General features: G+C 45.3%; 15 protein-coding genes. 8 read left to right on the top strand and 7 right to left on the bottom strand.

The features are described from left to right. Window positions 1-55: 55 nt before the first annotated feature. The 3 genes from hemB (at window position 56) to polA (ending at window position 5,089) form a co-directional block, all read left to right on the top strand. Complete coding sequence (hemB, locus tag AB4384_RS07145) at window positions 56-1,099, top strand: porphobilinogen synthase (protein ID WP_017060158.1); 1,044 nt, start codon at window positions 56-58, stop codon at window positions 1,097-1,099. 76 nt (window positions 1,100-1,175) lie between these two features. Then, window positions 1,176-1,610 carry a GNAT family N-acetyltransferase gene (locus AB4384_RS07140; protein ID WP_017063054.1) on the top strand — a complete coding sequence of 145 codons (435 nt, stop codon included), beginning with the start codon at window positions 1,176-1,178 and terminating at the stop codon, window positions 1,608-1,610. Between the two features lie 680 nt (window positions 1,611-2,290). Further along, the gene (gene polA / locus AB4384_RS07135; protein ID WP_137002246.1) at window positions 2,291-5,089 is read left to right on the top strand and encodes a DNA polymerase I; all 2,799 of its coding nucleotides are present in this window, start codon (window positions 2,291-2,293) and stop codon (window positions 5,087-5,089) included. A 507-nt stretch (window positions 5,090-5,596) separates the two neighbouring features. On the opposite strand, the gene AB4384_RS07130 is transcribed toward polA, so the two are convergent. Both AB4384_RS07130 and yihA read right to left on the bottom strand, forming a co-directional pair. Continuing rightward, window positions 5,597-6,196 (bottom strand): GTP-binding protein, encoded by a 600-nt coding sequence (locus AB4384_RS07130; RefSeq protein ID WP_137002245.1) that lies wholly within the window; start codon window positions 6,194-6,196, stop codon window positions 5,597-5,599. A gap of 218 nt (window positions 6,197-6,414) precedes the next feature. Continuing rightward, window positions 6,415-7,074 carry a ribosome biogenesis GTP-binding protein YihA/YsxC gene (gene yihA / locus AB4384_RS07125; protein ID WP_017060162.1) on the bottom strand — a complete coding sequence of 220 codons (660 nt, stop codon included), beginning with the start codon at window positions 7,072-7,074 and terminating at the stop codon, window positions 6,415-6,417. 148 nt (window positions 7,075-7,222) lie between these two features. On the opposite strand from yihA, the gene AB4384_RS07120 reads away from it, so the two are divergent. The 5 genes from AB4384_RS07120 to hemN all read left to right on the top strand — a co-directional run bounded on the left by AB4384_RS07120 (window position 7,223) and on the right by hemN (window position 11,763). After that, a complete protein-coding gene (locus AB4384_RS07120; RefSeq protein WP_012602993.1) occupies window positions 7,223-7,840 on the top strand; it encodes a cytochrome c in 618 nt (205 codons plus the stop codon). Window positions 7,841-8,397: 557 nt separating this feature from the next. Continuing rightward, window positions 8,398-9,036 (top strand): class I SAM-dependent methyltransferase, encoded by a 639-nt coding sequence (locus AB4384_RS07115; protein ID WP_010433503.1) that lies wholly within the window; start codon window positions 8,398-8,400, stop codon window positions 9,034-9,036. Beyond that, window positions 9,036-9,593 carry a Der GTPase-activating protein YihI gene (gene yihI, locus AB4384_RS07110; protein WP_017060163.1) on the top strand — a complete coding sequence of 186 codons (558 nt, stop codon included), beginning with the start codon at window positions 9,036-9,038 and terminating at the stop codon, window positions 9,591-9,593. The genes AB4384_RS07115 and yihI overlap by 1 nt, the downstream gene beginning before the upstream one ends. Before the next feature lie 6 nt (window positions 9,594-9,599). Further along, complete coding sequence (locus AB4384_RS07105) at window positions 9,600-10,088, top strand: DUF2489 domain-containing protein (RefSeq protein ID WP_017060164.1); 489 nt, start codon at window positions 9,600-9,602, stop codon at window positions 10,086-10,088. Window positions 10,089-10,371: 283 nt separating this feature from the next. Beyond that, window positions 10,372-11,763 carry an oxygen-independent coproporphyrinogen III oxidase gene (gene hemN / locus AB4384_RS07100; protein ID WP_102320569.1) on the top strand — a complete coding sequence of 464 codons (1,392 nt, stop codon included), beginning with the start codon at window positions 10,372-10,374 and terminating at the stop codon, window positions 11,761-11,763. Between the two features lie 83 nt (window positions 11,764-11,846). On the opposite strand, the gene AB4384_RS07095 is transcribed toward hemN, so the two are convergent. From AB4384_RS07095 to glnA, 5 genes are all read right to left on the bottom strand, one after another. Further along, complete coding sequence (locus AB4384_RS07095; protein ID WP_372129203.1) at window positions 11,847-14,429, bottom strand: EAL domain-containing protein; 2,583 nt, start codon at window positions 14,427-14,429, stop codon at window positions 11,847-11,849. 108 nt (window positions 14,430-14,537) lie between these two features. Beyond that, window positions 14,538-15,941, bottom strand: coding sequence for a nitrogen regulation protein NR(I) (gene glnG / locus AB4384_RS07090; protein WP_017059224.1), 1,404 nt, complete (start codon window positions 15,939-15,941; stop codon window positions 14,538-14,540). A gap of 121 nt (window positions 15,942-16,062) precedes the next feature. Beyond that, the gene (gene glnL / locus AB4384_RS07085) at window positions 16,063-17,139 is read right to left on the bottom strand and encodes a nitrogen regulation protein NR(II) (protein ID WP_019826501.1); all 1,077 of its coding nucleotides are present in this window, start codon (window positions 17,137-17,139) and stop codon (window positions 16,063-16,065) included. A 168-nt stretch (window positions 17,140-17,307) separates the two neighbouring features. Further along, complete coding sequence (locus AB4384_RS07080) at window positions 17,308-17,877, bottom strand: DUF4124 domain-containing protein (protein ID WP_017059222.1); 570 nt, start codon at window positions 17,875-17,877, stop codon at window positions 17,308-17,310. Between the two features lie 392 nt (window positions 17,878-18,269). Beyond that, complete coding sequence (gene glnA, locus AB4384_RS07075) at window positions 18,270-19,679, bottom strand: glutamate--ammonia ligase (RefSeq protein ID WP_017059221.1); 1,410 nt, start codon at window positions 19,677-19,679, stop codon at window positions 18,270-18,272. Window positions 19,680-19,770: the final 91 nt, after the last annotated feature.

Below are 19,770 nucleotides of genomic sequence, written 5' to 3'. Positions count from 1 at the left end.
TTAGCACTTTTCATATCTAAGTATTTCGGTGCTTAGACTAGGCAAGGAGAATCTAGTGTCTGTTTCAATTCAAGGTCAATTCCCAGGTCGCCGTATGCGCCGTATGCGTAAGCACGACTTTAGCCGTCGCCTAATGGCAGAAAATCAATTGTCTGTGGATGATCTAATCTACCCAATGTTTATCCTGATGGGTAAAGACCGCCGCGAGCCTGTCGAGTCAATGCCAGGTGTTGAACGCTTGTCGATCGACTACATGCTTGAGGAAGCAGATTACCTGTCAAAGCTGGGTGTTCCTGCGATTGCTCTATTTCCAGTCGTGAACCAAGATGCTAAAAGTTTATGCGCAGCTGAAGCTCATAACTCAGAAGGTTTGGTGCAGCGCGCTGTACGTTTACTAAAAGAGCATGTGCCAAACATTGGCGTTATTACTGACGTAGCACTAGACCCGTTCACCACTCACGGCCAAGACGGCATCATCGATGAAGATGGTTACGTGATGAATGACGAGACGACTGAAGTCTTGATCAAGCAAGCATTATCACACGCTGAAGCGGGTGCGGATGTGGTTGCACCGTCAGATATGATGGATGGTCGCATTGGTAAGATCCGTGAAGCGTTAGAAGAAGCGGGTCATATTCATACCCAGATTATGGCGTACTCTGCGAAATACGCATCGTGCTACTACGGTCCATTCCGCGACGCAGTCGGCAGTGCTTCGAACCTGAAAGGTGGTAACAAGAAGAACTACCAGATGGATCCTGCGAACAGCGATGAAGCGATTCACGAAGTTGCTATGGATCTTAATGAAGGTGCGGACATGGTGATGGTGAAACCAGGCATGCCTTACCTTGATATTGTTCGTCGTGTTAAGCACGAACTGCAAGCGCCTACGTTTGCTTACCAAGTATCTGGTGAATACGCGATGCACAAAGCGGCGATTCAAAATGGCTGGCTGAAAGAGCGCGAAACCGTCATGGAATCACTGTTGTGCTTTAAGCGTGCTGGCGCTGATGGCATTCTTACTTACTTCGCTAAAGATGTCGCAGAGTGGCTTGCTGAAGATAACGCACAAGCTGCTGAGCATTTAAAAGAAAAGTAACAGTGTAGATCTCACTTAAGTGATCAGTAAAGGGTTGGCCATTGTGCCAGCCCTTTCGTTTATAAGGATGAATAAGATGTCAGTTGTCGTACGTGAAGGTTCTTTAGAAGAAGTGGTGTCTGTGGTCGAGCAGATCTCTGAGTTCGCTAAAAAAGAGAGTGTCGCTTCTCTGTCAGAGCGGCTGGCAGGGAAAAAGAGCCTTATCTTAGTGGCTGAAGAAGCTGGCGTGTTGCTTGGCTTTAAGATCGGCTATGAATTGGATCAAGATACTTTTTACAGCTGGTTTGGTGGCGTGTCACCGCTCGCGAGGAACAAAGGCGTTGCACAGGCGCAATTAGACGTTCAGGAACAGTGGGCGAAAGAGCAGGGCTACAGACAGTTAAAGGTTAAGTCTCGTAACCAGTTCCCTGCAATGTTGCGCCTGTTATTGAGAAACGGTTACCTAATCGAAAGATTTGAAGAAAAAGAAGACATTAATGACCATAGAATCCATTTTTTGAAGCAAATTTAAGCACTGCTGTTAACGGTTTATAAATCAAATGAGATTTATTATCATTTAATTGTTGACTATTAAATGAGAATCATTATTATTAACTTCGTCTTAGGGAATGAGGAAATGTTCACAAGGATGTTAAGTACTCAAGTATCTACTTGGTTACCCAACAGAATTCTCGCGAACTTGTACTAAGTTCTTTTTGACACGACATTGCTCACATTGCTTCCAGTGTAATTTATAGCTTTTAGGTAAAGCTGTGGTATTCAATTTGAATGGCTTTACCGGTTTTTGCTAGGCGACATCTTCGGGTGTCGCTTTTTTTTATACCTACCATTTCAACATGATGCATATTTAGTGGCACGTATTTTTATGAATAAAACGCCATCAGCATTCTTTTCCACAACGCAAGATCGAGAAAAGATCGTTGATCATCTGTTCGATCTGTAAAATTATTCTTTATTTTCAGTTATTTATTGGTGTTTTTTGAGTTGTTCACCGTAGTTCTCAACAGGGTGGGTAAATAATATAAACAGAGTTATCCACAGAACGCTTGCGTCTAAGAACAAAAAATAACAACAAATCGATTATAACGAACACAACCGAGTGAACGGATACAGATCGACAACGTGGAATCCAACCAACAGACGTGGCATTCTTAACAGATAATTTCTGTACTTACTGGATACACAAACATTATGGCTCGTATTCCTGATAATCCATTGATTCTGATCGATGGCTCTTCTTACCTATATCGCGCGTTTCATGCTTACCCTGGCACCATGAGCAATGGTGATATCCCGACTAACGCGGTTTACGGTGTAGTTAACATGCTGCGCAGCATGATGCGTCAATTTGCTTCTGATCGTATTGCGGTTATTTTTGATGCAAAAGGAAAGACGTTCCGTGATGACATGTACCCAGAGTACAAGGCTAATCGTCCACCTATGCCGGATGATCTACGTTGTCAGATCGAACCTTTGCACAATGTGATTCGTGCAATGGGTTTGCCACTTATCTCTATTCCCGGAGTTGAAGCGGATGACGTGATCGGTACGCTGGCTTCTCAAGCTTCTGCGATGGGTATGCCTGTGCTTATTAGTACTGGCGATAAAGATATGGCGCAGCTTGTCGATGACAACGTTACTCTGATTAACACCATGACCAACGTGGTAATGGATCGTGAAGGCGTGATTGAGAAGTTTGGCATCCCACCAGAGCTTATTATCGACTACCTTGCGCTGATGGGCGATAAAGTCGATAACATCCCAGGAGTTCCGGGTGTCGGTGACAAGACAGCGACTGCTCTGCTGCAAGGCATTGGTAGCATCGAAAAGCTGTATCAAAACCTGGATGATATTGCCGCTCTTGGCTTCCGTGGTTCAAAAACCATGGCTAAGAAGCTGATTGATAATAAAGACAACGCTGAGATGTCTTATGAGCTTGCAACGATCAAACTGGACGTCGAGTTAGAAGAGACACCTGAGTCGCTTGTAAAAGCACAACCAAACACGGATGAGCTGATTAAGCTATATGGTCAACTGGTCTTCAAGTCTTGGTTGAACGAGCTACTTGAAGGTGGCAGTGGTGTGGTTGAGGCGGATGAAAAGTCGGGCGCAGTGCACAGCAATACGGCATCAACCACTTCTACCGTAGAAATGAACACCTCTGCAGTGACGATTGATCGCAGCAACTACGAAACCATCTTAGATGAAGCCTCTTTTAATGCGTGGCTAGAGAAACTGAAAGCGTCAGAGGTGTTTGCCTTTGATACTGAAACAGACAGCTTGGACTACATGGTGGCTAACCTTGTTGGTCTATCATTCGCAACCGAAGAAGGCGTTGCCGCTTACGTACCGGTTGCCCATGATTACCTAGATGCACCTCAGCAGCTAGATCGCGATTGGGTACTTGAACAGCTTAAGCCGGTTCTTGAAGATGATGCACAAGCAAAAGTAGGTCAGAACCTTAAGTATGATATGAGTGTGCTAGCGCGCTACGGTATCGAGATGAAAGGCATCAAGCACGATACCATGTTGGCGTCTTACGTTTTCAATAGCGTAGGTGGCAAGCATGATATGGACAGCCTAGCGCTGCGTTTCCTTCAGCACAGCTGCATCTCATTTGAGCAAATCGCAGGTAAAGGTAAGAAGCAGCTTACTTTCAACCAGATTGAGCTGGGTGAAGCGTCTCCATACGCAGCAGAAGATGCTGACGTGACTTTACGTCTTCATAACCGTTTGATGGAAAACATTGAGCAAGATGAAAAGCTAAAAGCCATCTATGAAGAAATCGAAGTACCACTGATCCCTGTTATGTCTCGCATTGAACGCACTGGCGTATTCATCGATGACATGCTGCTAGGCGCTCAATCGCAAGAGATTGCGGTTCGATTGGATGAGCTAGAACAGAAAGCCTACGAGATTGCAGAGCAAGAGTTCAACATGAACTCGCCAAAACAGCTGCAAGCGATCCTGTTTGAGAAAATGGGTCTGCCTGTTATCAAGAAAACGCCATCAGGTGCACCTTCAACCAACGAAGAAGTGCTGCAAGAGTTGGCTCTTGATTACCCGCTACCTAAGCTGATCATTGAGTATCGTGGCCTTGCGAAACTAAAGTCGACCTACACAGATAAACTACCGAAGATGATCAACGCTGAAACGGGTCGTGTTCATACGTCTTATCACCAAGCGGTGACAGCAACGGGTCGATTGTCTTCAACAGATCCAAACCTGCAGAACATCCCAATTCGTAATGAAGAAGGCCGTCGTATCCGCCAAGCATTCGTTGCACAACATGGTTGGAAGATTCTAGCGGTCGATTACTCTCAAATTGAATTGCGTATCATGGCGCACCTTTCGGGTGATAAAGCGCTTCTGGAAGCATTCCAACAAGGCAAAGATATCCACGCGGCAACGGCTGCTGAGATCATTGGTGTTGATATTGAGAGTGTGACCACTGAACAACGTCGTCGTGCTAAAGCCGTTAACTTCGGTCTTATCTACGGTATGAGTGCCTTTGGCTTGGCTAAGCAACTGGGTATTCCTCGTGGCGAAGCACAGCACTACATGGACACTTACTTCGAGCGTTACCCTGGCGTAATGCAGTATATGGAAGACACGCGCAGTGCTGCTTCAGAGCAAGGCTTCGTTGAAACCATTTACGGTCGTCGACTGCACCTTCCTGAGATTCAATCTCGTAATGGCATGCGTCGTAAAGCTGCTGAACGCGCGGCGATCAATGCGCCAATGCAAGGTACAGCGGCAGATATCATCAAGAAAGCGATGTTGTTAGTCGATGAGTGGATTCAAGCCGAAGGCGATGGTCGTGTGAAGCTATTGATGCAAGTACACGATGAATTGGTGTTTGAAGTGGAAGAGTCAGCTTTAGCCGAAATTGAAAGTAAAGTACAACAATTGATGGAATCCGCGGCAGAACTAGAAGTGCCGCTTGTGGCGGAAGCTGGCCACGGTGATAACTGGGATCAAGCCCACTAATCAGTTTTTGACCTTATTAAGCAAATTAGTATGAGCCAGTGCACAAACACTGGCTTTTTTTTGTCTCGAATAAAGATAAGCTGTGAAAAGAACTTAGATGTTTTAATAAAACATTCATGAAAAAAAACTACAAAAATTGTTTTCATTTCTGAGCAATTGTTGTACATTAAATCTTGTAGGGTACAGAGGTAAGATGTTCTATCTTTCAGACCTTTTGTTTCACGTTATTGGATTAGGCTGATTCAGCCGCCCCAGTCAGTATTTGACTGGGGCGTTTTTTCTTGTGCGAAAGAAAAATATTTCCAACCTACCATTCCCCCGTAAAACCTCTCATTTTTAGTGCCTTTTATTACACTTTCTCAAGCACAGTGATAAGCCCCTGATTTGCCTTAGATCTGGAATTCGATCAGCTTTTGGTAATTTAAATCCGTCTCTAAGTCGATTGTTTTATCACTTGAAATAACTTTTATTTTACAAGTTATCGATAAAGGATTGATGGCTCACGCCTTATTTATCAGTGTATTGAGTCGGTGAATGCTCAATGTAATCCATGATTTTCTGTTGCTTCTCGGTGCTGTATTTCAGTGCTTCGGCGGTGATCTGGATGGATTGTGCCATCGAAGAGATATTGTTGGTCGCTTTTACCAAGGTTTGCTGCATGGGTTTCAGGATAAGCAGATAGATAGCGGTCAAAGCGATAATAATGACGGCGATAACGGCCGCTAACGCAATGATGATCTTGGTCTGAACATCATCCAACAGCATTTGACTGGTTTGTTTAAAGGCGAGTCGAGATTGGTCTAAGGCTTGTGGTAGTTGATTGAGTGATGTCTTGGTGGAGCTCGCAAGCTTATTGATACTTTCAACGGTTTGATTGAGGGCTTGTTGCTGGTCGTCGCTTAGGTTGGGGTTGTTGACTATCGCCTGCAAAGATTGCGATATCACCTCAAGAGACTCACTCGCATCTTGGGCGTACTTTTCCATGCCATCGAGGTCTAAGGTCATATCGACATTGATCAGTGGGGCTTGTTCTTGTTCTGCTTCAGAGGCAAACCCTGTCAGTGAGACCAACATAAGTGCAATGATGGCCAATGGTATTTTCCACATGAGTATTCCTTTCTCATTGTTCTGATTATTTAGATGTGTCTTTTAGTATGGTTCACTTCTATTGGTTTTAGTGGCTAAATCCGATTTTTAACACTAAAAACTTAGGCTTAACTCACTCATTTTTGGGCAAAAAAATACCCCACCTATATAAGGAGGGGCATTGATAAGGCTAAATCACGTGTTGTAAGTGCTCTAACCTATAGCGATAAGTAGAGGAACTACTCTGAGTCGTTGTGCTCTTCGTCTGCTAACTCATCAATGATTTGATCAGCAAGCGCAGGCGCAAACCACTCATCCATCTTGGCACGCAGTTGGTCAACGCCGATGCCCTTCATTGAAGAGAAGACATCAACCGCAACATCACCACCGAAAGATTTTGCATCGTTACGGATTTTCAGTAGCTGTGCTTTACGCGCACCACTTTTCAGTTTGTCTGCTTTTGTTAACAAAACCTGTACTGGGATGCGGCTATCGATAGCCCAGTAGATCATTTGTTGGTCAAGGTCTTTCATTGGGTGACGGATATCCATCAATACCACTAAACCTTTCAGGCTTTCACGTCGTTGTAGGTATTCACCTAGCGACTTCTGCCATTTTTTCTTCATCTCAAGTGGTACTTGAGCAAAGCCATATCCAGGTAAATCGACGATATGACAACCGTCCGTTACCTTAAATAGGTTGATTAGCTGAGTTCGACCGGGTGTTTTACTGGTTTTCGCCAAGCTTTTTTGGTTTGTAACGCGATTTAGCGCGCTAGATTTACCAGCATTGGAGCGTCCTGCAAACGCAATTTCGATCCCTTCGTCTTCTGGTAAATGACGAATATCAGGTGCACTGGTAATGAAATGCGTGTTTTGATAATGAATTTTTACGCTCACTGTTAACTCCATCTCGACTTTGTGTAGTCGATTGATTACTTTTTTGTGAATTTGTGTAAAATAACCGTGCTCGGCATAAGGTCGCCTATTGTACCATGAGTGGCAACATAGAGTGGTACTGGAAGCTTGATAATTATAATGGAATGTCATGAAGAAATTAGCGCTAATTTTGAGTCTTTTAGCCAGCTGCTCAGTATGGGCTCAAGGTAGTATTGAAGCTGGTAAAGCCAAATCACAAACATGTGTTGCCTGCCACGGTGCTGACGGCAACAGCCTGATCACTCAGTACCCTAAGCTGGCTGGTCAACATGAGAAGTATCTAGAGAAGCAGTTAAAAGAGCTTAAGCTAGGTATGACAAGTGGTGGTAAGCAAGGTCGTTACGAACCTGTAATGGGTGCAATGGCGATGCCTTTATCTGAAGAAGATATGGCTGACCTAGCGGCATACTACGCCTCTCTACCTATCTCTAGTAACTCTACTCCTGAAAATGTAGTAGATGAAGGTAAGGTTCTTTACACAGCGGGTAACGCAGAACGCGGCGTAACGGCGTGTATTGCTTGTCATGGCCCTCGTGGTAATGGTACCGAACTTTCTGGTTTCCCTAAGATTTCAGGTCAGCACGCAGATTACATCAAGGCTCAACTTGAAAAATTCCGCGATGGTGACCGTAATAACGACATGAATGCGATGATGCGTGATGTAGCTAAAAAGTTAACAGACGCTGATATTGATACCTTATCGAAGTACGTTGGTGGTTTACACTAATTTGTCGGTTTCTTGCTCTTAGCCAGAGTAAAGGAATGTACGTTCGAGCGAGATTGAAGAGACGCCCCGATCAGTAATGGTCGGGGCGTTTTCTTTTGTATTGGTTTTATTAATGCGTTTTGTGTTTATGTCTGATTTATCAATGTGTGATCGATTTGTGTACAAAAGTGTGAAGTCGCACTCTTGTAGTCTTTTTGTAACACGGTAAAGTAACCGCCATCAGCTAGGAGCTGACTTAGATATGGATGATCATCTAGTCTAACGGTATAGACAGAAATGGATCAGGCTAGGACAGCCCAGCAACAAGGTGTTAGAAAAGGATAGCCAAAACTCATCAGGACGATGAACAACAAACAAATTTGGCATGGAAAGCACCAATAACAAATGGAGATTTGTGTACCAAGTTGAGTATGCAAATTTTGGCCGATATAGGCAGATTTAGAGAGCGATAGGTTTTCCTATCGCTTTTTTTATTGATTTGATGAAAAAACACCCAATACCTCTCCACTATAAACTCAGTTTCTGGTATGTTTCGCATCCCTGTTTAAGGATGTGCTATGTATACTTGTCCCTTATGCCATCACCAAGGCGTGAATCACTATTTTGAAGACAAACGCAGAGCCTATCTGCAGTGTCAGCAATGTGAACTGGTATTTGTTAAACCTGAACAAAGGTTAGAAGCAAAAGAAGAAAAAGCACACTATGATCTCCATGAGAACGATCCTAGTGATGCAGGCTATCGCCGCTTTTTATCTCGCATCGCGGATCCACTAACAGACAAAATTTCATCTAACTCACACGGGTTGGATTTTGGTTGTGGCCCAGGCCCTACGCTATCTATTATGTTAGAAGAAGCCGGACACACCATGGAGTTGTACGATATCTATTACCACCCAGAACCCTCTGTGTTGGAAAAAACGTACGACTTTATGACTGCCACGGAGGTGATAGAGCATCTTTATCACCCAGACAAAGTGTGGCAGCAATGGTTGAATTTAGTTAAACCCAAGGGCTGGATTGGTCTTATGACTAAACTAGTAATAGACGTAGACGCGTTTGCTGGTTGGCACTACAAGAATGACCCGACACATGTCGTCTTCTTTAGTCGTCAAACATTCCAGTTTTTGGCAGAGCGGGATAAGCTCGAACTAGAATTTTTTGGAAATGATGTAATTTTACTGAGGAAAGTGCAGTAATGGGTCGTAGTAAGAAATCAAGAAAGCCGGGAGCACTTGGCGCTCCGGAGCCTATGGTTACTCGTAACCGTAGTGAATCTGATGTTGAAGGTCGTGAACGTAAGCGTGTTAAAAAGCGTAAAGGCCTTAAGTCTGGCAGCCGTCACTCAGATGGTAGCGAAGCAAAACAGCGTAAAGCTGCACAAGCTCGTGATCCACGTTTAGGCAGCAAGAAAAAAATTCCGCTGATCGTTGAACCAGCGAAGAAGCCGACTAAACAAGAGCGCAAGCTATCTAACGAACAAGAGTTAGAGATGCTTGAGAATGACGCTCAACTGAACACACTCCTAGATCGTATCGAAAATGGTGAAAACCTAGGTGCTGGTCTACAGAAGTTTGTTGATGAGAAACTTGATCGTATCGAACACCTAATGGGACGCTTAGGTCTACTAGAGCCAGAAGACGATGAAGAAGAGATCTTCGAAGAAGCACCGGTTGCCTCTAAGAAGAAAGCGAGCTCTGACGAAGACTTGCTATCTCAATTCGAAGATTTCGATTTAGACAGCTTTAAAGGTTAATAGCCAGTGAACGTAACCTTATTAGCAATTGCTGGTGGAATTATCATTCTCGGCTTGGGCTCTTACGCAGGTTACCTTCTACTTCAAGTGAAGAAGCAGACGGAGTTGCAAAAGCAGCATCAAGCACTAGCCATTGAAAAACGTAACGCGACGATTTACGAAAACGTAAATACTTTGTGCTTAGCGGGTATTCAAGGGCAATGTGACTTACCTGAGATCAGTATCCGAGTGTGTATCATTATGGATAATGTTCAGGGTGATGAGCGTGTCGATTTTGATTCTGAGTATCCTGCTCTTTCTGAGCTGTACCATATCGTAAAAGATATGGCGCGCGGAGAGGCAAGACAGGAACTGACGAAGAAAGAACGCATGCAGCAGAATCTCACGCGCCATAAGGCAGAGACTCGCTTGAATGATGCGGTCATTGAAGATCTGAAAAGGTTGCAAGAGAAGGTTAAACCTCTCAACAACCAAATCAACATTCAGATGATCTAGTCGCTAAGACTTTTAAAATAGAGGCTTGTTTAATACAGGGTGTTCTAGAGACACCTTATCTTTAGAGATAGTGTTAAATGAGCCTTCTTACCTTTTGCGTCTCGTTAATCCCGACGCTTTGTTAGTGATCAAGCTAGCAGTTCTGAGTTTTTGTCTAAAAAATTGATTTTGTCTTGGAACGACCTTACAGGTCGTGTGGCAAAATAACCCGTCTATATTTTAATGTATGTAAAATGATTTGAGAGACCTTAGGTTCTCGCGGATCTAAATTGGAAATACCGCTATGTCGAGCAAGCCAGTAACAACGAATCAGCAAATCGTTTGGGATCAAGAGATCTTAAACAAGTACAACTATTCGGGACCTCGTTACACCTCATACCCAACTGCGTTGGAGTTTCATGAAGCGTTTACCGTCGCTGATTACGACATGGCGTGTACTCAATATCCTGAGCGTCCACTCTCTCTTTACGTGCATATCCCGTTCTGCCACAAGCTTTGTTACTACTGTGGTTGTAATAAAGTCATTACTCGTCACTCGCATAAAGCGGATGAGTATCTTGATGTGATTGAACATGAAATCCGCCAACGCGCCTCTTTATTGAATGGTCGTGAAGTGACGCAATTGCACTTCGGTGGTGGCACGCCAACGTTCTTGACTAAGACACAAATCACTCGCTTGATGATGATTCTGCGTGATGAGTTTAACTTCACCGCTGACGCTGAAATTAGTATCGAAGTTGACCCGCGTGAGATTGAACTAGACGTACTCGACCACCTACGTAACGAAGGCTTTAACCGCCTGAGTATTGGTGTTCAAGACTTCAATAAAGAAGTACAGAAGCTGGTTAACCGTGAGCAAGATGAAGAGTTCATCATTGCAATGGTTCAACGTGCCAAAGAATTAGGCTTCCGCTCAACTAACCTTGATTTGATTTACGGCCTACCAAAGCAGACTCAAGCTTTGTTCGCTGAAACATTGAAACAAGTGCTAGAGATGAAACCAGGTCGTTTATCGGTATTTAACTACGCACACATGCCTCAGCTGTTTGCGGCACAGCGTAAGATTAAAGACGAAGACCTACCTGAAGCGAAAGAGAAAATGGCGATCTTGCAAGATACCATCGAGACGCTAACGGGGGCGGGTTACCAGTTCATCGGTATGGACCACTTCGCTCAACCTGAAGATGAACTAGCGGTTGCACAGCGTGAAGGTATTCTGCATCGTAACTTCCAAGGTTACACTACCCAAGGTGAAGCTGACCTAATTGGCTTCGGTGTTTCTGCTATCTCTATGGTCGGTGATGCTTACGCTCAAAACCAGAAAGAGCTGAAGAAGTACTACGCTCAGGTGAATGACCTGCGCCATGCACTTTGGAAAGGCGTGGCACTAGACAGTGACGACCTTCTACGTCGTGAAGTGATCAAGCAGCTTATCTGTAACTTTAAGCTTGATAAAACGATGATCGAATCTGAGTTCTCGGTTAACTTTAATCGCTACTTCAAAGAAGATTTAGAGCTTCTACAAACCTTCATCAACGATGATTTGGTTGAAGTCGATGACAAAGAAATCCGTGTTACTCTGCGTGGCCGCTTGCTGATCCGTAACATTTGTATGTGTTTTGATAAATACCTACGTGCAAAGGCTCGCCAGCAGCAGTTCTCTCGCGTTATCTAATCGCTCGACAGAGAATAGAACAATAAAAAATGCCAGCATTATGCTGGCATTTTTGTATCTGACTCATTCGATTTCTGCCTGACTTAGGTGAGACTCTCAGTAGTATTTTGTTTGACCTTGGCACTTTGCTTGGAGTTGATGAGGTCGGTAGGCCATTGGTCAAACGGAACTGGGCGACTGTATAAGAAGCCTTGAGCAAGCGGGCACTGCAGCTGCTTGAGAAGTTCAGCCTGTTGCTGTGTTTCAACGCCCTCTGCCACCAAGCTTACTTTGAAGCCCTTAGTGATGTTAACGATGGCCGCGACGATGGATCTATCTAGGTTCTCTTTATCAAGTTTGCTGACAAAGCTGCGATCGATCTTTAAGCAATCAAATGGCAGTTTGTGTAAATAAGCCAGTGACGAATAGCCGGTACCAAAGTCATCAATCGCAATTGATATCCCTAGTGCTTTTAGAGTCAGCATGTTATCGATGATGGTCGGGTCGTTGTCGACGATGCGTGATTCGGTGATCTCTAGTGTCAGGTTGCTTGCTGGCAGATTTGTGTCTCGCAACGTGCCTTTTACTTGTTCCACAAAGCCACTTTCGCTTAGCTGAACGACCGACAGGTTGACGTGAATCGAGAAGTCCTTGCTCCATTTTCCTGACTCAATCGCGATGGCTGTATCTCGACACGACTTATGCAGAATTTGTTTTCCGATATCGTCAATGAGCCCGCTCTCTTCCGCGAGAGGAATGAACTCGAGTGGCGAGATCACCCCTTCATCCGTTATCCAGCGAGCTAAAGCTTCTGCTCCTATGGTCGAGCCAGATTCCAGATCAATAATAGGTTGATAGAAGGGTTCGAACTGTTGAAGTTCAATCGCTCGGTTCATCCGCGCCAGCATCTTAGTGCGATGTCTTGATGCTTTACCCATCTCAGGGCTGTAAATGCTGACACTAGCTTTGTCTTGTTTTGCGTTGCTCAAAGCAATGCTACTACTACGCAGCAATAGCGCAATGTCGTGGACGTTAGATACACCGACGACGCCCATCGATACCTTAATGACGACACTTTCTGATTCCATTGAAAATGGGGAAGCGAAGGTTTGAAGTAAGCGGTTAGTCAGCAGCTGAACATCATCGCTTTGCGTTACGTTTGGCGCGTAGATGGCAAACTCATCACCACCAGTGCGAGCTAGTAGGTATTCGGATGGCAGTGTGCCTCTTAAACGAGCGGCCGCAATGATAAGTAGCTGGTCGCCATTGTAATGACCTAGGCTGTCATTGATGTCTCGGAAGCGATCAATACCAATCAAATATAGTGTGCCTTTTTCGTTGTCGGGGTGTTTCTTGGCAGCGTCAATAAAGCCTTCACGGCTGTATAGCTTGGTTAATGAGTCATAGGTAAGTTGAGACTGTAATGCATGAAACGAAGCCTTTAAGTTGTTGGTCATTTCATTGAATGACTCGACCAACATGCTGGTTTCATATATATGCCCTGTTTTTGGCATGCTCGCGTCCCAATCGCCCTTAGCAAGGCGTTTTGCCGCATCCGCTGTCGAGGTGATGGGTTGGGTTGCGCGATTAAAGGCAATTAATCCTGCAATGACCCCAATGCAGCTCAGTGCTAGCCCAAGCAACCAACTGTTTCTTTGATTTTCTGGCAATTCACCGAGCAGATTGCTTTCAGGGATCGACACCCCAATAAACCACGTGAGCCCGTGCTCATCTTCGTATGGGGTGATTTGGTTGAAGTAGCGTTCGTTGTCTAGGCTAAAACTAAAGCGCTGCTCGCCCAAATTCTCGATTAGGTGGAATTGCTCTACGTAGCTAGCACTCTCACGTATGACTGGATTAGCACTCTCTGTTGCTAGTTTGCGTTGCCCTTTGTTGGTTTGTCCTGTGCCCCATGAAACGACACTGCCTCCGCCTGAGTGCGCGACCAAGCGTTGCTGTTTATCGATGATGTAAACAGAGGCATCCGTTCTATCTTTGAGTTTTCTGAGAAACGCATTGAAGGTATTGATCTTGATGTCGCTGACGACGACGGCTTTGAATTCGTTATCATCATAGATAGGCGCGAGAGCAGATAAGGTGATTTCTTGGCGTTCGTCAGCATTGGCATAAATTGGTGACCATAACGGTTTTTTCTGTGTCGCAATGGGTGTGTACCAAGGACGGATTCTAGGATCGTAACCTGAAATCACCGATCGAATGTCTTCACTAATTTTGCTGCCACGGTAAATGACCAGCTGATCATTGGTGCGTTCGTCTTGCACCATCAAGGTGTAGCCTTTGTTGGCTTCTTTGCGGAAACCGACGTAGTTACCATCTTCAGAACCAAAGCCGATCGCATCGAGTTGAGGTACAGCAGTGTAATGGTCTGAAAACGTATAAAAAATATAGTCTTGGACCTTACTAAGATTGCCTGCTTGATAAAGATGGTGGTAGCCGATGTTATGGCTGAGCGAGAGGTTGGCGTGAAATGGCTTTTCTAAAAAATTAGACAGGCTTTGATGAACATTGTCAGTCAGTGATGTCAGCTGGCGTGCACTAACATCACTCACCATCTCTTTGTAGCTTAGCTTTTGAGTGAAAACCATTACACCCATAGTGAACAGAAAAATCATCACGAATGGCAGAACCACTGCGGTTCTCAAAGTAATTTGTGTTTTCAAAGACATCTTTAGCTACAACTTTGGTGAATAGTGTACTGTAATTGTACCGACACTATTCAAACCAAGCGACACTTTTTTGGTTAAAAAGTAGCTGCATCGAGAATCATATAAGGTCTAGTACAGTTCTTTGAGTTTACGAGTTAGGGTGTTTCTTCCCCATCCCAAAACCTTAGCTGCATCCTGTTTATGACCATTAGTGTGGTGGAGTGCAGCTTCTAGCAGTATACGTTCAAATTCTGGCAGAGCATAAGTTAGCAGCTCTTTTTCTCCTGAATCAAGCGCACACTTTGCCCAATTAGCGAGCAGTTGTTGCCAGTTATCTCCAGTTCCTGAGGTGGTCACCACTTTTTCTTCTAGCAGCTCTGGTGGCAGGTCTGAAGGAAGAATTTCGCTGCCGCTGGCCATCACGGTAAGCCAACGACAAATGTTTTCAAGCTGACGCACGTTACCCGGCCAATTGAGCTGGTTGAGCTTCAAAATGGTCTCAGGATGCAGTGTCTTCACTTCAACACCGAGCTCTTCGGCGGCGGATGCTAGGAAGTGATGAGTCAGCTTTTCAATGTCTTGTTTACGTTCGCGAAGTGCCGGGATATGGATTCGGATAACGTTGAGTCGGTGGAAAAGGTCTTCACGGAAGTCGCCTTCATGCACTAAGCGCTCAAGATCTTGGTGGGTTGCGGCAACGATACGAACGTCTACCTTAACTGCAGAGTGACCGCCGACACGATAGAACTGACCATCAGAAAGTACACGCAACAAGCGAGTTTGGATATCGAGTGGCATGTCACCGATCTCATCCAGAAATAGGGTGCCGCCGTTGGCTTGTTCAAAGCGTCCTTGGCGAACGCTGTTAGCACCGGTAAAGGCACCTTTTTCGTGGCCAAACAGTTCAGACTCGATCAGATCTTTGGGGATTGCTGCCATGTTCAAGGCAATGAAGGGCTTCTTAGCTCTTGGGCTGTGACGATGCAGAGCGTGAGCGACCAATTCTTTACCGGTACCCGATTCACCATTGATCAGCACGGATATGGATGAGCGAGACAAACGGCCAATCGCTCGGAAAACCTCCTGCATTGCCGGTGCTTCACCGATGATTTCTGGCGCGTTGGTGTCTTCAGCGACCTCACTGGCTTGTTCGCGTTTCTGCTCTTGGCTGTGCGCGATCGCTCGTTCGACTAGAGTCAGTGTTTCATCAATATCGAACGGCTTTGGAAGATATTCAAAGGCGCCTTTTTGATAAGCATTCACCGCCGCATCAAGGTCTGAGTGCGCGGTCATAATGATCACGGGCAGGTCGGGAGAGCGTTGATGAACCTGATGCAACAGCTCAATCCCGTCAATGCCGGGCATGCGAATGTCAGACACCAATACGTCCGGTGTCTCGCGCTCAAGCGCAAGCAACACGCTCTCAGCATCAGCAAATGTTTCACACTTAATATCCGCAGATGAAAGTGTTTTCTCTACTACCCAGCGGATAGAGCTGTCGTCATCGACGACCCAAACGTATCCCTTACTCATAATTCAATTCCTTTGCAGCCAAATCTATTGTGATAATCATTGTTGTTTTTATGATGTCTTAATCTTTGTGTTACCGAGCTAAGCCTTTCATCTCGCTGTCCAATAGCGAGGTTCTTATGACCTAAATCGGTAGATAAATCGTGAATGTGGTGTTGCCTGGCCAGCTTTCAACATCAATTTTCCCATTGTGTTGATCGATCAGGTTTTGAGAAATCGATAGCCCCAGCCCTGTTCCACCTTCTCGTCCGCTGACCATTGGGTAAAACAGCGTGTCTTTTAAATCATCGGGGATGCCCGGACCGTTATCGCTGATCTCAATACGAGCCGCGAGTTTGTGTCGCTGCCCGTGAATATTTGCTTGATGCACCGTTCTGGTGCGAATGGTGATTTTGCCAGAATCTTGAGTCTTTAGAATCTGCGCTGCATTGCTCACGATATTGAGCATCGCTTGTTCAACCTGTGCCGAATCCATCAAGATGTCCGGTAGGCTCGGGTCGTAATCCCTTTCGATGGCGAGCGTTGAACCCGATTCGAGCTCTACGAGCTGCCTGACTTTCTCAAGTATCTGGTGAAGGTTCTCTTCTGATTTAGTCCCCGGCTTCTGTGGGCCAAGCAGACGGTCGACTAATGCTCTTAAGCGGTCGGCTTGCTCAATAATGATCTGCGTATATTCATTAAGAGACTGATCAGGAAGCATTTTCCCAAGTAACTGCGCCGCACCTCTTAAGCCACCGAGTGGATTTTTGATCTCATGTGCTAACCCGCGTACCAGCAACTTAGCCGCTTGTTGTTGTGCATGTTGGTTGAGCTCTTGGCTAAGGCGTCTTTGCTGGTCTATCTTGCGCATCTCAACCAATAACAGCGTCTCTCGCTGCCAAGATATTGGGCTAACCGTGACTTCAAGCATCAGTGGGCGGTTATCAACAACGAAGGTAACGTCACTGTCGGTAATGCTCTGGCCACTTTGTAGCGGTTGCGTCAACAGTGCCAAATCAAGTGAAGCGTGTTGGATAAGTTGGCTCAGTGGATGATCAACGATGCGTCGTGCGCTCTGTGAAAAGAGCTGCTCAGCGGCCGGATTGGCGTATCGGACATACAATTGCTCATCGAGCATCAATGTCGAAGTCACCATATTGTCGAGAATGGCGCTGGAAAGATGATGTGTATCTATGCTGTCGCTTTTGGCTGATCGATTCACTATTTCGTCCTTGAACTGGTGTTTTTCTCACTGCACCAAATTGGTGCGTGGCTAAGTTCAAGTATGGCGCATATCAACCAGAAGCTAAAGATAATTCATTAGAGTCGCTGAAAGCTGCTTCGATTAGGTGAAAAGTAGAGGTTATTTGGCCTCTTTTAACACATTGGCCTACTTGAGCGTCGCTCGATGTAAATACACGGTGACTGGACTAGTAGATGCAATAAGCTTGCCGCTTCTATGTGCTTGAATTGCAATGGTGTGAGTACCTCGATCGATACCTTTTAATTCCCAAATAGGCTGGGTCTGTGGGGCGCCATATCGACGGCCATCAAGCATCAATTGTAATTGCTCCCCAATACCAAGTTTTCGGTTGAGTTCTATCTGAATCGGGATTAAGCCGCGATTACTACGAATGGTTTGATCATGAACTGGAGTCAACATGGTGAGGGCTAATTGAGTAGGAACCTCGCGCTTTGTGGTTTCGGTTTCTGCCTGAGTTTTGGCTGGCGTTGCCGTTTTAGTTGTAGAGGAAGCAGCAGCGTCAACCGGAGTTGAGGCCTCAAATTTAGGGGCGGGTGCTGAAGCTTGCACATCTGGCAGGCGAAGAGCCTCGGCATCTTGAGCGCTAGGGTTATCACTAAAGTGGAGCACGCCATCTTCATCTATCCAGGTATACACCGTTTGAGCAGAGCACGAGAGCGCGACTGTTAACCCGATTAGGAACAGTATGTTTTTCATATCTTTAGCCTCTTTTCACCGCTAGGTGATTTCACGTTTGGCGTTGGTTTTATTGTATTTAGCGCGACAGCCTCTGAGGGCTTTTGTTAAATGCCAATCACAGTAAGTTAATGCTCAGAAATAGCGCAGGAAAAAGGCTTGAGAACGAGGCAGCCCTGCTCGGCAAAAATAGTTTCGATAAGTAGTTATTCTACAATCAAAAAACCTAACGATGTTATCGAGTGTTTTAACAAGCTAGGCTGAGTAGTTATTTACTACGATTGGTATCTAGTATGGTACGAGGAAGCGGGGGGAGGGAGAATATAAAAAAGGCCCGCCTGCGAGGCGAGCCTAATATTTAGTCAGCGATTCTTACAAGGTTGCAGTAAGAAATGGCTTATCTCTACAGGAGATTAAACTGAGTAGTACAGTTCAAACTCAAGTGGGTGTGTAGCCATGTTCACGCGTTGTACGTCGTCAGATTTCAGAGTGATGTAAGAATCGATGAAATCGTCAGAGAATACGCCGCCAGCTGTTAGGAACTCACGGTCTTCGCTAAGCGCTGCTAGAGCTTCTTGTAGAGATTCTGCAACTGTTGGGATTTCAGCTGCTTCTTCTGCAGGAAGGTCGTATAGATCTTTATCCATAGCTTCGCCTGGGTGAATCTTGTTCTTGATGCCGTCAAGGCCAGCCATAAGCATTGCTGAGTAGCATAGGTATGGGTTAGCTGCTGGGTCACCAAAACGTAGCTCGATACGACGTGCTTTAGGGCTTGGTACTACTGGGATACGGATAGAAGCAGAACGGTTACGTGCTGAGTAAGCAAGCATTACAGGTGCTTCGAAACCAGGTACAAGACGCTTGTACGAGTTAGTTGATGGGTTAGCAAACGCGTTGATTGCACGAGCGTGCTTGATTACACCACCGATGTAGTAAAGAGCCATTTCAGATAGGCCGCCGTACTTATCACCAGCAAACAGGTTAACGCCGTCTTTTGCTAGAGATTGGTGAACGTGCATACCAGAACCGTTGTCACCAACTAGTGGCTTAGGCATGAATGTCGCTGTTTTACCAAATGCGTGAGCAACGTTGTGTACAACGTACTTGTAGATTTGAGTTTCATCAGCTTTCGCTGTTAGCGTGTTGAAGCGAGTAGCGATTTCGTTTTGACCCGCAGTTGCTACTTCATGGTGGTGAGCTTCAACAACTAGGCCCATCTCTTCCATTACTAGACACATTGCTGAACGGATGTCTTGAGATGAATCTACTGGAGCTACTGGGAAGTAACCGCCTTTAACGCCAGGACGGTGACCTTTGTTACCGCCTTCGAAGTCAGAACCTGTGTTCCAAGCTGCTTCTACGTCATCGATCTTGAAGAAAGAACCAGACATGTCGTTTGAGAACTTAACGTCGTCAAATAGGAAGAATTCTGGCTCTGGACCAACTAGAACTGTGTCTGCGATACCTGTAGAACGTAGGTACTCTTCAGAACGTTTAGCGATAGAGCGTGGGTCACGGTCGTAGCCTTGCATTGTTGCAGGCTCAAGGATGTCACAACGGATGTTTAGTGTTGCGTCTTCTGTGAATGGGTCCAGTACAGCAGATGCTGCGTCTGGCATCATTACCATGTCAGATTCGTTAATGCCTTTCCAACCAGCTACTGAAGAGCCGTCAAACATTTTGCCTTCTTCGAAGAAGTCTGCATCAACTTGGTGAGAAGGAATAGAGATATGCTGCTCTTTACCTTTTGTATCAGTAAAACGTAAGTCGATAAATTTAACTTCGTTCTCTTGGATCAGGGATAGTACATTTTCTACTGACATCTTGGATAACCTCCAGTGTTATTAATTCGGTATTAGCTCGATTCGGTTGAAACTAGCATTGATTAATGTCTATAAGTGCATTAATCGATGC

This window comes from Vibrio sp. 10N.261.51.A4, assembly GCF_041471945.1.
GTDB lineage: Bacteria > Pseudomonadota > Gammaproteobacteria > Enterobacterales > Vibrionaceae > Vibrio > Vibrio crassostreae_C.
Note: the sequence above shows the minus strand (reverse complement) of the source record. Positions and strands in the feature narration are given on the sequence as shown.